Raw genomic sequence first — 16,089 nt, forward strand, 5'->3', positions numbered from 1 at the left:
TGCTTTCACCGCGGACTGATTGCATTATTCTTCTGTGTACTGTGTGATGTCCACATCAGCCACATCCGCATCCTGCTGTACCGGTGCCATCATGGCCTTGATGCTCAGGCTGATCTTGTGGTCTGCCTCGTTGAAATCAACGACCCTTGCCTCAATCTCCTCGCCAATCCTCAGGACATCAGAAGGCTTCTCCACATGCTCCCTGGAAATCTGGGATACATGAAGGAGTGCGTCCACGCCTGGCTCTAATTCAACAAATGCGCCGAAATCAGTCATACGTGCCACGCGGCCAACCACCACGTTGCCAACCGCATACTTCTCAGCTGCCTGTACCCATGGATTTGCCTCCGGGAACTTCAGGCTCAGGGCAATCTTCTCGCCCTGGATGTCCTTAATCAGGACCCTTACCTGGTCGCCGGCCTTGAATACCTTCTTAGGATTCTCAACACGGCCCCAGCTCATCTCAGAGATATGAAGCAGTCCGTCAGCGCCGCCCAGGTCAATGAATGCGCCGAAGTCAGTTACGTTCTTAACGGTTCCTTCCACTGCATCACCAATCTGGATCCTGGAAAACAGTTCTTCCTTCAGCTGTGCCTTCTGTGCAACCAGCAGCTGCTTCCTGTCGCCAATGATCCTTCTTCTCTTAGGATTGAATTCGGTAATAACGAACTCGATATCCTGTCCTGCATACTTGGACAGGTCCTTCTCATAGCTGTCAGATACAAGACTGGCCGGAATGAATACCCTTGCGCCCTCAACCTCAACGCTTAAGCCGCCGTCCAATACCTGTGCTACCTTTGCAGTCAGGACTTCCTGGTTCTCAAATGCTTCCTCCAGGCGCTTGTTGCCCCTGTCTGCTGCCATACGCTTATAGGATAATGAAACCATGCCTACACCGTCATTCAGCTTAATGACTTTGGCTTCCATCTCCTCACCAATCTGTACTTTGGTGGTCAAATCTACATTACTGTCGTTGCTGTATTCATCACGGGTAATAACGCCTTCCGACTTATTCCCTGCAATACTCAGTATAATCTCATCTTTGCTGACTTCGATGACCTGACCGGTGACTATCTCTCCTGTACGTATTGGTTTGGTTGATTCTTCCTCTTCCTTTAATAACTCTGCAAAACTCTGCTCTGCCATTCTGGTATGAACCTCCTCAATAATCTTTTTTGGGGTGGATGCCCCAGCTGTAATACCTACGCTGCGCACAGAAGATACACTATCAGGATCTAAATCGCCGAGTGTCTGAATGTAAGACGTATTCTTACACTCCTTGAGGCAAATTTCAAATAGCTTCTGGGTATTGGATGAATGCCTTCCGCCAATCACAATCATGGCGTCTACCTGAGAAGCAATCTTCGCCGCCTCCACTTGTCTTTCCTGTGTTGCATTGCAAATCGTATTTAAAACACTACTATCATAACCCTTTTTTAAAAATTTTTCAACTAATTCTTTAAATTTGTTGTAATTAAATGTCGTTTGGGACACGATACAAAGCTTTTTGCCCTGGGGAAGCACATAGTTATCCACCCCCGCCCCATCATTTATGACCGTGGTATACTCATTTCCCCAGCCCCTGATTCCTTCCACCTCCGGATGGTCCGGGCTGCCTATGATCACAACCGCGTCCCCTGCCTCCGAGTGCTCCGACACAATGCGGTGGATTTTCTTCACGAAAGGACAGGTGGCGTCCACTATCTCCACGCCCCGATCTTCAAGGATATCATAAATGTGGCGGCTGACACCGTGGGAACGGATGATCACGGTCCCCTGTCCCTTTGGAAGTGACCGGAGGGCAGCCTCGTCCTCCAGCACCATGACCCCCTTTTCCTCCAGGTCCCTTACCACCTCTTCGTTGTGTATGATGGGGCCGAACGTGTAGATAGGCCCTTTGGCCTTCCCCGCCTTCAGGGCGTCTATCTGCTGGTATACCCGGTCCACCGCCCGTTCCACGCCAAAACAGAACCCGGCGCTCTTCGCCACCACTACCTGGCGCCCTGTCCCTTCCCGGCTCACGCGCCCACCTCCAGGCCGCGCTCACAGGCAATACGGATAATGGCATCCACCACCTGGTCAATGGTCATCGCGGAACTGTCTAACATAACGGCATCCTCTGCCTGCTTTAACGGGGAATGTTCCCGGTTCATATCCCGGTAATCGCGTTCCCTGATGTCTTCCTCAATCTCCTTAAGGCTGCACTCCACGCCTTTTTCCGTCAGCTCCTTGAAACGGCGGCCTGCCCGTACCTCCACCGAGGCGGTCAGGTATATCTTGGCAGGTGCATCCGGAAGCACGCAGGTACCGATATCCCTGCCATCCATGATTACATCCGCCTTCTTTGCCAGTTCCTGCTGAAGTTCCACCAGCTTCTTCCTCACCGGCGCATACACGGAGGTAGCCGAAGCCATACGGCCCACCTCCTCGGTGCGGATAAGGCCGGAGACATTTTCCCCATTCAGCATGACCTGCTGCGCCCCATCCTCGTAGCAGATGGTCACATCCACATCCCGGCATGCCCGGGCAATGGCTTCCTCATCTCCTGAACCGATTCCCAATCTGATAAAATGTAATGCCATGGTACGGTACATGGCGCCTGTATCCACATACACGAATCCAAGTTTCTTTGCCACCATCCTGGCGATTGTACTTTTGCCGGCTCCTGCCGGACCGTCCACTGCTATGTTAAAATGTCCCATGTATCCAGTTCCTCTCCTGTCTTTTTATCTCCCGGGCCGTGTCCGGAAACTGCTTCTGCCGGCTAAGCCTCCCTGGCAGCCCCTTTGCCGGCAGCCCAGCCTGTGGACCATGCAATCTGCAGGTTAAACCCGCCGGTAACCGCATCCAGGTCCAGTATCTCTCCTGCAAAGTACAGACCGCGGACATGTTTGGATTCCATGGTCCCGGGATTCACATCCCGGACCGAAATACCGCCCTGGGTAATGATTGCCTCTTTGTAATCCCTGAGGCCTGTGAGGGTAAACTCCAGTCCCTTGGTGGCCTGCACCAGTCTGGCCCGCTCTTCCTTTGTGATTTCGTTGACCTTTTTATCCGGGTCAATGCCGCTGCGCCGGATGATGACCGGAATCAGCTTGGCCGGATACAGGTGGGTCAGTGAATTTTTAAACTGCCTGTTCTTGCTCTCTGAAAAGTCCCGCAGGATCCTGTCATCCAGATGTTCCCTTGAAAGCGCCGGCTTCAGGTCGATGACCAGCCGCAGGGGCTGCTTCCTGATGGCCTTGGCTGCATATGAGCTGGCGCTCAGGAGCAGGGGCCCGCTGACCCCGAAATGGGTGAACAGCATTTCCCCAAAATCCCGGTACAGCTCTTTCCTGCCGTCGTATACGGCTGCTTCCACGTTTTTAAGGGAAAGTCCCTGCAGTTCCTTTACCGTATCCACTTCCTTTGTCTCAAAGGCCACCAGGGCCGGGGACAGGTCTGTAATCTTATGACCGCTTTCCCTGGCCCATCCATAGCCATCGCCCGTGGATCCGGTGGACGGATAGGACAGGCCGCCTGTGGTCACGATCACGCGGTCCCCGTCCCACACGCGGCCGCCCACGCGGATTCCCCTGCACACACCGTCTTTTACCACCAGGCCCTCCACCTTATGGTTCAGATGGATTTCCACCCCCTCCTTCCTTAAAATAGAAGAAAGGGCTGCGATTACATCAGATGACTTATCCGACTCAGGGAATACGCGGTTGCCCCGCTCCACCTTCAGCCTGAGGCCGGCCTGTTCCAGCAGCTGCATCATATCCTGGTTTGTAAACCCGTAAAAGCTGCTGTACAGGAACTTGGAGTTACTCACGACCGCTGCCAGCATTTCCTCCATGTCACAGGCATTGGTCACGTTGCAGCGCCCCTTGCCCGTGATGAAGATTTTCTTGCCCAGCTTCTCATTTTTCTCAAACAGGTGCACGTGTGCGCCTTCCCTTACCGCGGCAATGGCAGCAACCATGCCGGCCGCCCCGCCGCCTGCCACTATTATCTCTTTTGTATCACTCATCTTTTTTCTTTTACTTCCTTAATTTTCTTTTCCAGGGCATCCACAACCGTCTTTAGGACCTTCACCCTGGCATACCGTTTATCATTGCCCTCAACCACGATCCACGGCGCATAGGTGGTGGAAGTGCGCACCAGCATCTCGTTGACCGCTTCCTCATACTCGTCCCACTTCTCACGGTTGCGCCAGTCCTCGTCCGTTATCTTCCACTGCTTCATGGGGTCTGCCTGGCGCTCCTTGAACCTGCGCTCCTGTTCGTCCTTGTCAATATGGAGCCAGAACTTAAGCACCACCGCGCCTGCGTTGGCCATGTGGGATTCCATCTCGTTAATCTCCTGGTAGGCCCGTTTCCACTCCGCCTCACTGCAGAAGCCCTCAATCCGTTCCACCATGACCCTGCCGTACCAGGTGCGGTCAAAGATGGCAATATGGCCTGCCTTCGGCACATTATTCCAGAAACGCCACAGATAGTGATGTACCTTCTCTATGTCATTGGGCGCTGCCGTGGGGTTCACCCTGTAACCCCTGGGATCCAGCTGGCTTGTCAGACGTTTGATGGCGCCGCCCTTGCCGCCTGCATCCCAGCCCTCAAACCCGATTACCACAGGAATCCTTAACCGGTACAGTTCACTGTGCAGTTCCGATAACCGCTTCTGAAGCTTTTTCACCTGCTCCTTGTATTCTTCTTCCGTCAGGCTCTTAGAAAGGTCGATTCCGGACAGCACGCCGTTCTTGAAGCGCTGCCTGGTTGTGGCCGGCGCTGTCTTTACTGCCTTATCATCTGCCAAAGCCTGCCTTTTTTCCAGTTCGTACTGAAGCCTGTCCATGACAGCGGACACAATCTTGGTGGCCGCGTAATCCTTGTCCACCGACTCAATGATGGCCCAGGGCGCATAATCCGTGTCCGTCTTCTCAAGCATCTCCTCATTCATCCTGAGATAATGGTCAAACTGTTTGTTCCTCTCCCAGTCCCCCTTTGTGACCCTCCAGGAGGTCTCCTTGGAAGCGTCCAGCTTTTTAAACCGCTTTTTCTGTTCTTCCTTATCGATATACAGGAAAAACTTGATGATGACCATCCCGTCATCGCTCAGCTGCTTTTCAAAGGACAGGATGTCCTGGTAGGCGTCAGCCAGCTTATCCTCCGGCGTCAGTCCGTCAAACCGGTCCACCTGCACGCTGCGGTACCAGCTTCTGTCAAATATGGCAATCCTGCCGTTGGCCGGGGTCTTGGTCCAGTAACGCCAGAGGAAGGGACGCATCTGTTCGTCCTCAGTGGGCCTGTCACAGGCATACACGTCAAATCCCCTTGGGTCCAGGGACTGGATCAGCCTGTTGATCTGGACCCCCTTGCCGGCCGCTCCCATGCCCTCAAACACAATCATGACCGGAATCCCCGCCGCCTTGCACTCCCGCTGCAAAAGCCCCAGCTTCTGGGAAGCCTCGTCCATCACCTTGCGGTACGATTTCTTATCCACGGTTTTATTTAAATCAATTTTTTCCAGCATATGCAGCTCCTCCTTGTTTTGAAGCACATCACCATAGGCTCTTTACTATTTTATCCAGTATACCATATTTTTTATCATTAGAGAACAAATAATCCTTTTATGCCCCTGTATATGACGCAGGCAATGAACACAAGGCCCAGATATCCTACCAGGGGATAGAACAGGTTCACCAGTTTACTGAAAGGAAGCATGCCAAGGACATAGGTAAATGCAGCTATCACAACAGCCATCCCGTGTTTTCCGGCTCCGGGAGGAGAAGGAATCCGGTTACAGACCGTCCACATCATGGTGGAGCAGGAGGAAAAGATACCCAGGACCAGTACGATGGAGAACACGGCCCCCAGCACAAAGGAGATTTCCTTTGCCAGGTAAAGGGTTGGTACGGACAGGGATGCCGCTGTCCCTCCATGGAGCAGGATGGCCGTGTTCATGATTGCAATTGACAGGACCAGGGTGGCCGCGCCCCAGACCGCACCCCATTTTGCATCCTTCCTGCTTTTGGCCGTCATCCCCAGGGCGGTAAAATATGTGCTGCCGCTGAGGAAGTTAAGGGACAGGTATAAAACGGAGCTGACCAGCCAGCTGGGCGACGGCCTCAGCCCTGCCAGCGCCGCCCCATACATGCCTGCCTGGGTAATATTCCCAAAATCACGGATCACGGTAACCACCCCCACCAACAGGGTAAACAGGATGATTACAGGGCCGATGGCAGACACAATCCGGATCAGACGCTCAAACCCGACCAGATATGCCCCTAAAACCAGCGCCGACATGATCAGGGAACCAATATACCGGTTCAGTCCGTAATACTCATACAGGGTTGCCCCAGCCCCTGAGACAAGGACAGCGATAAGCAGCAATAAGGTTGCCAGGACCAGCCAGGAATAAAAGTCCCCCGCCCTTTTTCCGCAATAGTAGGTGAAATGGTTGAACCCGCTGTCCTTTTTATGGTCATATCCCGTGGTCAGCAGGATGTTCCCCAGAAACAGGAACCCAATCAGGTTCAGTATCACCACCCCATAGCTGTAATAGCCGTAGCTTGTGAAGAACTGGAGGATTTCCTGTCCGGTTGCAAAGCCGGAACCAATCACCCAGGCAATAAACGCCCCCGCGTATTTCACTACCGCTTTTTTATCACATCTGCTGTCCATATCCCCCATGTTCCTTCCCCTCTTAATCCGGCGTTGCATTTTTATCTTCCCGGCCGGCGCCGGGCAGAGGGCCTGCCTGAAGATCCATCCCCTCCGCCTGCACGTTCCACAGGCCAATGCCGCAGGATCATCTGCAAAGAGTGGCACGGTGTCCCACCGTGCCACTCCATTCCTCAGCCAAGCTGGCTTTTAACCCTGCGCCCATTCCCGCAGGTATCATTCACATCACAGCTCCGTAACCACAAATATGTCATAGATGGCGCGGATAGCTGTCTCAAAATCATCATTCTTCACGCCGATGATGATATTCCACTCACTGGAGCCCTGGTCAATCATCTTCACATTGACCCTTGCGTGGGCAAGGGCGGAGAATATCCTTCCGGCCGTGCCCCGGTTGGACCTCATGCCCCGGCCAACCACTGCAATCAATGCCAGGTCGGACTCCAGCTCCACCGTATCCGGCTCCACCGCCCTGTGGATGCCTGCAATCACGGACTGCTCATATTCCTCAAACTCGGACTGGTGCACATACACGGTCATGGTATCAATACCGGAAGGCATGTGTTCAAAGGAAATGCCGTACTGTTCAAATACGCTTAAGACCTTCCTGCCAAATCCCACCTCGGCATTCATCATGGCCTTTTCAATGTTGATGGAGCAGAATCCCTTCTTGCCTGCAATACCGGTTACGGTATGGCGCGGCTTGCGGCAGGTACTCTCCACGATCAGGGTGCCTTTGTCCTCGGGACGGTTGGTGTTCCTGATATTAATGGGGATGCCCTCCTTGCGCACCGGGAAGATGGCGTCCTCATGAAGCACGCTGGCGCCCATGTAGGACAGCTCGCGCAGCTCCTTGTATGTAATGGTCTCAATGACCTCAGGGTCATCCACGATCCTTGGGTCCGTGACCAGCACGCCGGACACATCCGTCCAGTTCTCATACATATCCGCATGGATGGCCTTTGCCACGATGGAGCCGGTGACATCGGAACCTCCCCTGGAAAATGTCTTGACCGTGCCGTCATGCCTGGAACCGTAGAAGCCGGGAATGACAGCCTTCTCCACGTGCTCCAGGCGCTCGGACAGTTCCTTATTGGTCAGGTCGGCCTCAAAATTACCGTTATCGTCAAAGAAAATCACTTCCGCGGCATCAATGAATTCAAATCCCAGATAATTGGCAACGACAATACCGTTCAGGTACTCGCCTCTGGAAGCCGCATAATCCCTTCCTGCCTTTGCCAGGAAGTTCTCCTCTATCCGTTCAAATTCGTGGTCCAGGTTCAGGTTTAAGTTCAGGCCGTCAATGATATCCATGTACCTGCTTTTGATTTTCTCAAGGATTTTCTTGTAGGACCTGCCTTCTGCCACTGCATCATAGCAGGCGTACAGCATATCCGTGACCTTCTCATCCTTATCACTCCGCTTGCCTGGCGCGGAAGGAACCACATATCTCCTGGACTTATCAGCCCTGATGATATCCGCAACCTTCTTAAACTGCCTTGCGCTGGCCAATGAACTCCCGCCGAACTTCACCACTTTTTTCATCGTATCTGTCTCCCTTGCTCTTACTTTGCACTGCCTCTATCCATAACAAATCCTAACAAATAAAACACGCTCTGGCCTTTACTGCGTTACAAGTGCAAATAATACCTTACTTTATCAAGGATGTCAATAGGTTTCGATGAAAAAATTTGTGTACAGAGGACATTTGTTTTTACAGGACGGACTTTCTTTATGAAAAATGTCTGCCCGCCATAGGAATCCAGCCACGGTTTTGGGCATATCCACAGGCACAGCCAGCGCGGACATACCCCGCAGCCCTATATGCATCCCCAGCCAATCCTACAAAAGGTGCACCGCCACCACCAGCCCTGCAAACACAATGGACACCATGGATGTCAGTTTGATCAGGATGTTGATGGACGGTCCGGAGGTGTCCTTAAAGGGGTCGCCCACCGTATCGCCGATGACCGCCGCCTTGTGCTGCGGACTTCCCTTTCCTCCGTAAGCGCCGCCCTCAATGTACTTCTTGGCATTATCCCAGGCACCGCCTGCATTGGACATCATCACGGCCAGGACAAAGCCGGTCACCGTGTTGCCCGCCAGAAGCCCTGCCACGCCCTGAGGCCCCAGCAAAAGCCCCACGGCCACGGGAACCGCCACAGCCACCATGGCCGGCGCAACCATAAGCCTTTGGGCTGATTTGGTACACATATCCACACATGCGCTGTAATCCGGCTCCGCCTTTCCTTCCATCAGCCCGGCAATCTCCTTGAACTGCCGCCGCACTTCCACCACAATGGACTGGGCCGCCTCCCCCACCGCCTCCATGGTCAGGGATGCGAACAGGAAGGGAAGCATGCCGCCGATGAACAGTCCGATCAGCACCGGGGGATTGGTGATGGACAGGTCCAGATCCAGTCCCGGCGCGATCTGCCTTACCTTGTCAATGTAGGATGCAATCAGGGCCAGGGCCGTAAGGGCCGCGGAACCGATGGCAAATCCCTTACCGGTGGCAGCCGTGGTATTGCCAAGGGAGTCCAGGGCATCCGTCTTGCGCCTGACATCCCCGGGCATGTGGGTCATCTCAGCTATGCCGCCCGCATTGTCCGCCACCGGGCCGTAGGCATCCGTGGCAAGGGTGATGCCCAGGGTGGACAGCATTCCCACGGCGGAAACGCCTACCCCGTAAAGCCCTGCGTTAAAGTCCCCCTTCCCGCCTGCGCAGAAATAGCTCACCAGCACGGAGATTCCCACAATGATGACAGGGGCCACCGTGGACATCATCCCCAGTGACAGTCCGCTTATGATTACCGTGGCCCCTCCTGTTTCACTGGAGGCAGCCAGCTTCCTTGTCGGCGGATAGGAATCTGATGTATAATATTCCGTGATGGCGCCGATTGCCACACCTGCCGCCAGGCCGGACAGGATGGCTGCATACACACCCATATGTCCCGGAAGCAGGATGCGGATGGCAAAAAAGGCTGCCAGCACCACCAGCACGGCGCTGATATAGGTCCCTGTCCTCAGGGCTGTCAGCAGGTTTTTCTGGGTCGCGTCCTCCTTTGTGTTCACGAAAAATGTTCCTGCAATGGATGCAATCACGCCCAGGGCAGCCAGCATCATGGGCACAGCCACCCCCTTGACGCCGTAACCCGCGGCCACCGCCAGGGCGGACGTGGAGACAATGGACCCCACATAGGACTCGTAAAGGTCAGCGCCCATTCCGGCCACATCGCCCACGTTATCCCCCACATTATCTGCAATCACTGCCGGGTTCCTGGGGTCATCCTCAGGAATGCCCGCCTCCACCTTGCCCACCAGGTCGGCCCCCACGTCCGCGGCCTTGGTGAATATGCCTCCGCCTACCCTTGCAAAAAGCGCCATACTGGACGCGCCCATCCCAAAGGTAAGCATGTTGGCTGTTATCTGGGCAATCCGTTCCCCCTCAGGCAGGGCGCCAAAGGCCATGTTCAATATAAAATACCACACAGTCAGGTCAAAGAGCCCCAGTCCGACCACGGTAAACCCCATGACGGAACCGGCTGAAAACGCAACCCTCAGGCCTTTGTTCAGGCTTTCCGAAGCGCCCTGGGCGGTACGGCAGTTGGCCATGGTAGCCGTCCTCATGCCGATGAACCCGGACAGTCCGGAGAAAAACCCTCCTGTCAGGAAAGCAAAAGGTGTAAAAAAACTCAAAAAGCCGCAGATTGCCATTCCCATAAGGATGACAAATACCACGGCAAAAAATATTCCTACGCCTTTGTATTGACGTCTCAGATACGCATTAGCACCTTTCTGTACCGCGCTGGAGATACCCAGCATCTCTTTGCTGCCTCCGGGTTCCTTCTTAACCCTGAAAAACATACAGGCGGCAAAAGCCAGTGCGGCCAGCGAACCGATAGCCACATAATACATAGCATACATAACACCCCTTCTTTCTCAATGTGCAACGAGTTATCCAACGATTCACCCTAATTATAAGATATTCATTGACACTTTTCAATATGTATCCTATTTTTTCTTGCAAATTGTCCCAACCTCATCTGCACAAAGGAATATGGGGTCCATCCATCCCTTAAGCTTCCAGCTGTTCCATCTGCTCATTCACGGACGCCTCGCAGGAACGCATGGCAAGGATGGCCTTTTCCATCAGTTCCTCCAGGGTCCAGCCCAGTTCCTTCGCCCCATCCTGGATCACGTCCCTGGAACAGCCGGCTGCGAACCGTTTATCCTTGAACTTTTTCTTCAGGCTGGATACCTCCATATCCATCACGCTCTTGGACGGGCGCATCCTGGCAGCCGCGCCGATCAGCCCCGTAAGCTCGTCCACTGCGAACAGGATCTTCTCCATCTGGTGCTCCGGCTTAATATCCACCATGATGCCGTATCCATGGCAGCAGACCGCACGGATGAAGTCCTCCTTTGCCCCTGCCTCCTTCAGCAGCTCCGGCGCCTTGATGCAGTGCTCCTGGGGATACATCTCAAAGTCAATGTCATGAAGCAGCCCCACAAGCCCCCAGAAGTCCGCCTCATCCCCAAAGCCCTGGTCCTGGGCAAACCATCTCATGGCGCCCTCAACGGTCAGCGCATGGAGGATGTGGAACGGCTCCTTGTTGTACTGCTTCAGGGCCTTCAGTGCCTGTTCTCTGGTCAGTTTTGTTTCCATATCGTAGTCTCCTTCCTGCCCGGTCCTTGCTGGAGCGTGTTTCTGAATCCAATCCGGATCCGGGAAAATGCTACTTTCCAGTATAGCACCCTGATGCAAAAAATCAAGACGGTGTTGGGGCGGTTCCATCCTGTCTGCGGGCGTTCTCAATTTTGGCTATTGGCGCTCCCCGCTTTGTCCGTCGGACAAACTTATGGTTGCGGATGCTGCTGTTTTTCTATATACTGGCTTTATGGAATACGCGCCGGTATCCTGACCGGCCGGAACTTAAATCAAACCCAGAATCAGGGAGGTACCACATGATATACCGTTTAGCAGACAGAAATGACCTGCCCAGGCTTCTTTCCATGGTGGAGCAGGCCAAGGAATCTTTCCGGGCACGGGGCATCGACCAATGGCAGAAGGGGGACCCGGATGGGCCGGGGCTTCTTGCGGCCATTGGCCAAAAGACCGTCCATGTGCTGGATGAAGAAGGACAGGCCATCGGAATGATAACCGTGGTCCGGGGGCCGGAAGCCAGCTATAAGGACATAGACGGCGCATGGCTCAATGATGGACCATACGCCGCCTTCCACCGCGTATGTGTGGAGGAAAGCCGAAAGGGCCAGGGGCTGGCCGCCAGGCTGTTCGCAGAATCAGAAGACCATGTCAGGGCCAGGGGATTGCACAATGTGCGGATCGACACCCATCCGGACAACCTTTCCATGCAGCATGCGCTGAAGAAAAGCGGTTACCGCCTCTGCGGCAGCCTGATCCTGCAGGAAGGGACGGAAAAAGGGGACCCCAGGCTGGCATACCATAAAGTGCTTTAGGATTTTCCTGCACTCCCCCACGACAGACAGGGAATGCCCGGCTGGAACCGTGCCAGCCGGGTATTCCCTGTTTTCATATCCTGTCCTGAAGCGTGTCTGAAAATCACTCTGAATAAGCTGCTGATTTACAGCTGGAAATATTTTACTCCTGATTCGAATATCTTCATATCCTGTTCCCCGTAAATGTTCATGGCAACCGCCTCCCCGCGCCGCTCGGAGTGGGCCATCTTGCCCAGGATACGTCCGTCCGGGCTGGTGATGCCCTCTATGGCCATGTAGGAGCCGTTGGGATTCCAGTATTCGTCCATGGTGATATTGCCCTTGTCGTCCACGTACTGGGTTGCCACCTGGCCGTTGGCCATGAGCCTGTGGAGCCATGACCCATTGGCCACGAAACGTCCCTCGCCGTGGGATGCGGGGTTGCAGTACACACCGCCAAGCTCTGCGCCAGCCAGCCATGGGGACTTGTTGGTCACCACCTTGGTGTATACCATCTTGGAGACATGGCGTCCGATGGTGTTCATGGCCAGGGTGGGGGAATCCGGTCCCTGCTCCACGATCCTGCCCTCCGGCACCAGGCCCAGCTTAATCAGGGCCTGGAAGCCGTTACAGATGCCAAGCATCAGCCCGTCACGTTCATTTAACAGCTTTTCCAGTTCCTCCTTCATCACCGCGTTGCGGAATACGGTGGCAAAGAACTTGGCTGAACCTTCCGGCTCATCGCCCGCTGAGAAGCCGCCCGGGAACATCACGATCTGGGCGCCTGCTATGGCTTTCCTGTACTCGTCCACGGACTGCCGGATGTCCTCGGCGCCCAGGTTCCTGAATACCTTCGTAACCACCTTTGCCCCTGCCCGTTCAAATGCCTTCGTGCTGTCATACTCGCAGTTGGTGCCCGGGAACACAGGGATGAACACGGTGGGCTGTCCCAGCTTATGACCGCACACATATACTGCATCCGTGCGGTAAAGCTTCTCTTCCAGGACAGCTTCGCTGCCGCAGGCCGCCTTGCCCGTAACGGTGGGGAATACGTCCTCCAGCGTATGGGTCCATGCATGGAGGGCCTCGTCCATGGTGATGACCGTGCCTCCGTACTCAAACACGCCGCTGTCCGTGACCTCACCGATAACCGTATAGGAGATGGAAAGCTCCCCTGTCTTACCGTCCGCAACCTCGCAGACAATATTGCCCCAGCCGGCCCCGAAGAAGTCCCTGGGGTCCACATTGTGCTCTATCTTCACACCCAGCTTATTGCCGAATGCCATCTTGCTCACTGCCTCCGCCACGCCGTTTCCTTCCACTGCATAGGCGGAGATGATCCTGCCGGCCAGTATATCCTCACGCAGCTTTTTGTAACCCTCCATTACCTGGGCGTAATCCGGCAGGTCATACTGGTCCCGCGCAATCCTGAATTCCACAATCTTGCTGCCCGGTTTCTTAAACTCAGGCGTAATGATATGCCTGCTGCTGTCCACATCCACTGCAAAGGACACAAGGGTGGGTGGCACGTTGATTTCCCCTTCCTCCGTGTCAAAGGTGCCGGACATGCTGTCCTTGCCGCCGATGGATGCAAGGCCCAGTCCAAGCTGCGCGCCGTAGGCGCCCAGAAGGGCTGCAAAAGGCTGGCTCCATCTGGCCGGGTCTGAGTTCATCCTGCGGAAATACTCCTGGAAGGTGAAATGGATCTTGCTGTAGTCACCGCCTGCGGCCACAATCTTGGCAACCGAGGACAGCACCGCATATACGGCTCCATGGTACGGGCTCCAGCTGGAAAGGTACGGGTCAAACCCATAGCTCATCATGGTGACCGTGTCCGTGTGTCCCTTCAGCACAGGCAGCTTTGCAACCATGGCCTGTGTCTCGGTGAGCTGGTATCTGCCACCGTAAGGCATGAACACGGATCCGGCCCCGATGGAACCGTCAAAACGCTCTACCAGTCCCTTCTGTGAACACACATTCAGTCCGGCCAGCATTTCCATCCATTTTGCCTTCACATCCCCGGGCTCCCTGCGCTCAAAGAGATTGCCTTCACGGTTTGGCACTTCCAGGGTCACGTCTGCTTCCTGGTGGGCGCCGTTGGTGTCAAGGAAGGCGCGGCTGATATCCACGATGGTCTTCCCCCTCCAGCTCATCACCAGACGCGCATCTTCCGTCACCACTGCCACGGTCACTGCCTCCAGGTTCTCCTCGGCAGCATAGGCCAGGAAACGGTCCACATCCGCCGGGTCAACCACAACCGCCATCCGCTCCTGGGACTCGGATATGGCGATTTCCGTTCCATCTAACCCTGCGTATTTCTTCGGCACCTTGTCAAGATCGATCTTAAGCCCGTCAGCCAGTTCACCGATGGCAACCGACACACCGCCTGCGCCAAAGTCATTGCACTTCTTGATAAGACGGCTCACCTCAGGACGGCGGAACATCCTCTGTATCTTGCGCTCCGTGGGGGCATTTCCCTTCTGCACCTCCGCGCCGCACACTTCAATGGAAGCCGTGGTATGGACCTTGGAGGAACCGGTGGCCCCGCCGATGCCGTCGCGGCCCGTGCGTCCGCCTAAAAGGATGATGATATCGCCTGGGTCGGAAGTCTCACGGATTACATCCTTTCTTGGGGCAGCGCCCATGACCGCGCCGATTTCCATCCTTTTTGCCACATAACCGGGATGGTAAACCTCTTTTACATATCCGGTGGCAAGTCCGATCTGGTTGCCGTAGGAGGAATATCCCTGGGCAGCGCTGTTTACAATCTTCCTCTGGGGCAGCTTGCCCTTCAGGGTCCCGCTTAATGGCTGGGTCGGGTCTGCCGCTCCTGTCACACGCATGGCCTGGTACACATAGGTACGGCCTGACAGCGGGTCGCGGATGGCTCCGCCCAGACAGGTGGCCGCGCCGCCAAAAGGCTCAATCTCAGTAGGATGGTTGTGTGTCTCATTCTTAAAGTTGACCAGCCACTCCTCTGTCACCCCGTCGATTTTAACGGGCACCACGATGGAGCAGGCATTGATTTCATCGGAAACCTCCATATCCGTAAGCTTCCCGTCACTGCGCAGCTTCTTCATGGCCATCAGGGCCAGGTCCATCAGGCAGACATACTTGTCGTCCCGTCCCTTATATATCACTTCCCTGTCCGCCAGGTACTGGTTATAGGTCTTCTCAATGGGCTCCCTGTAATCCCCGTCCGTGAAGCTTACGTTCTTAAGTTCAGTGGAAAATGTGGTGTGTCGGCAGTGGTCGGACCAGTATGTGTCCAGCACCCGGATTTCCGTGACGGACGGGTCCCTGTGTTCTTCCTTTTTATAGTATGCCTGTATGTGGAGGAAATCCTTAAAGGTCATGGCCAGGTTCAGCGTGTCATAAAGGGCCTTTAACTCCTCCTGGGAAAAGTCCGTAAAGCCGCCAAAGTCCTTGATATCCTCCGGCACCTCAAACTCAGTCACCAGGGTTTCCGGTTTCCCTTCCCCTGCCTCACGGCTGTCCACCGGGTTGATACAGAAGCTTTTGATGGCAGCTTCCTGGTCCGCGCTCAGGGGCGCGGTAATCACATAGGTGGTTGCGGACCGGATGACAGGCTCCTCGTCCTCCTTTAAGAGCTTGACGCACTGCTCGGCGGAATCCGCCCTCTGGTCGAACTGCCCCGGCAGGTATTCCACGGAAAACACAAGGTCCCCAGGATTCTTCGGGAATTCCTCCTCATATACCTCATCCACGGGCGGCTCGGAGAAAATGGTCCCCAGGGCCTTCTTATATGTCTCCTCTGACAGGTTCTCAATATCGTAACGGATCAAGACACGCACATTCCTCACATCCAGGCCCAGGTAGCTTTCCAGCTCTTCCCTCAGCTCACCTGCCTTAACTGCATAATCCGGTTTCTTCTCCACAAATATTCGCCTTACGCTCATTTAGCAACCTCCTGCTTTTTTCGTGACCTCTTTATTGATATAAC

At 54.8% G+C, this 16,089-nt stretch carries 10 protein-coding genes; 1 reads left to right on the forward strand and 9 read right to left on the reverse strand.

Annotated features, from left to right (window positions below):
- Positions 1-24: 24 nt before the first annotated feature.
- From LK536_RS31945 to LK536_RS31980, 8 genes are all read right to left on the reverse strand, one after another.
- Positions 25-2,022, reverse strand: a complete 1,998-nt coding sequence (locus tag LK536_RS31945) for a bifunctional 4-hydroxy-3-methylbut-2-enyl diphosphate reductase/30S ribosomal protein S1 (protein ID WP_227794983.1) — start codon at positions 2,020-2,022, stop codon at positions 25-27.
- Positions 2,019-2,702, reverse strand: a complete 684-nt coding sequence (gene cmk, locus LK536_RS31950; RefSeq protein WP_227794984.1) for a (d)CMP kinase — start codon at positions 2,700-2,702, stop codon at positions 2,019-2,021. Before cmk ends, LK536_RS31945 begins: the two co-directional genes overlap by 4 nt.
- Positions 2,703-2,764: 62 nt before the next feature.
- Positions 2,765-4,012, reverse strand: a complete 1,248-nt coding sequence (locus LK536_RS31955) for a BaiN/RdsA family NAD(P)/FAD-dependent oxidoreductase (protein ID WP_227794985.1) — start codon at positions 4,010-4,012, stop codon at positions 2,765-2,767.
- Positions 4,009-5,514, reverse strand: a complete 1,506-nt coding sequence (gene pap / locus LK536_RS31960) for a polyphosphate:AMP phosphotransferase (protein ID WP_120058232.1) — start codon at positions 5,512-5,514, stop codon at positions 4,009-4,011. The genes LK536_RS31955 and pap overlap by 4 nt, the downstream gene beginning before the upstream one ends.
- A gap of 77 nt (positions 5,515-5,591) precedes the next feature.
- Positions 5,592-6,704: a YkvI family membrane protein gene (locus LK536_RS31965; protein WP_227794986.1), complete on the reverse strand. Its 1,113-nt coding sequence runs from the start codon at positions 6,702-6,704 to the stop codon at positions 5,592-5,594.
- Between the two features lie 186 nt (positions 6,705-6,890).
- A complete protein-coding gene (locus tag LK536_RS31970) occupies positions 6,891-8,210 on the reverse strand; it encodes an aspartate kinase (RefSeq protein ID WP_008725171.1) in 1,320 nt (439 codons plus the stop codon).
- Between the two features lie 297 nt (positions 8,211-8,507).
- Positions 8,508-10,592 carry a sodium-translocating pyrophosphatase gene (locus LK536_RS31975; protein WP_008725168.1) on the reverse strand — a complete coding sequence of 695 codons (2,085 nt, stop codon included), beginning with the start codon at positions 10,590-10,592 and terminating at the stop codon, positions 8,508-8,510.
- A gap of 151 nt (positions 10,593-10,743) precedes the next feature.
- Positions 10,744-11,334 (reverse strand): hydrolase, encoded by a 591-nt coding sequence (locus LK536_RS31980; protein ID WP_008725153.1) that lies wholly within the window; start codon positions 11,332-11,334, stop codon positions 10,744-10,746.
- Positions 11,335-11,633: 299 nt separating this feature from the next.
- Here LK536_RS31980 and LK536_RS31985 point away from each other — a divergent pair, with 299 nt between their 5' ends.
- Complete coding sequence (locus LK536_RS31985) at positions 11,634-12,146, forward strand: GNAT family N-acetyltransferase (protein ID WP_227794987.1); 513 nt, start codon at positions 11,634-11,636, stop codon at positions 12,144-12,146.
- A 125-nt stretch (positions 12,147-12,271) separates the two neighbouring features.
- Here the strand turns inward: LK536_RS31985 and LK536_RS31990 are convergent, their stop codons facing one another.
- Positions 12,272-16,045 carry a phosphoribosylformylglycinamidine synthase gene (locus LK536_RS31990; protein ID WP_227794988.1) on the reverse strand — a complete coding sequence of 1,258 codons (3,774 nt, stop codon included), beginning with the start codon at positions 16,043-16,045 and terminating at the stop codon, positions 12,272-12,274.
- Positions 16,046-16,089: the final 44 nt, after the last annotated feature.

Origin of the sequence: Clostridium pacaense, assembly GCF_020709765.2 — a bacterium.
Lineage (GTDB): Bacteria > Bacillota > Clostridia > Lachnospirales > Lachnospiraceae > Enterocloster > Enterocloster hominis.

Bases quoted from the DNA above. Each gene is read 5' to 3' on its own strand.
- LK536_RS31965 (WP_227794986.1), bottom strand. From the start codon at position 6,704: ATGCAACGCCGGATTAAGAGGGGAAGGAACATGGGGGATATGGACAGC.
- LK536_RS31985 (WP_227794987.1), top strand. From the start codon at position 11,634: ATGATATACCGTTTAGCAGACAGAAATGACCTGCCCAGGCTTCTTTCC.
- LK536_RS31955 (WP_227794985.1), bottom strand. From the start codon at position 4,012: ATGAGTGATACAAAAGAGATAATAGTGGCAGGCGGCGGGGCGGCCGGC.
- LK536_RS31975 (WP_008725168.1), bottom strand. From the start codon at position 10,592: ATGTATGCTATGTATTATGTGGCTATCGGTTCGCTGGCCGCACTGGCT.
- cmk (WP_227794984.1), bottom strand. From the start codon at position 2,702: ATGGGACATTTTAACATAGCAGTGGACGGTCCGGCAGGAGCCGGCAAA.
- pap (WP_120058232.1), bottom strand. From the start codon at position 5,514: ATGCTGGAAAAAATTGATTTAAATAAAACCGTGGATAAGAAATCGTAC.
- LK536_RS31980 (WP_008725153.1), bottom strand. From the start codon at position 11,334: ATGGAAACAAAACTGACCAGAGAACAGGCACTGAAGGCCCTGAAGCAG.
- LK536_RS31990 (WP_227794988.1), bottom strand. From the start codon at position 16,045: ATGAGCGTAAGGCGAATATTTGTGGAGAAGAAACCGGATTATGCAGTT.
- LK536_RS31970 (WP_008725171.1), bottom strand. From the start codon at position 8,210: ATGAAAAAAGTGGTGAAGTTCGGCGGGAGTTCATTGGCCAGCGCAAGG.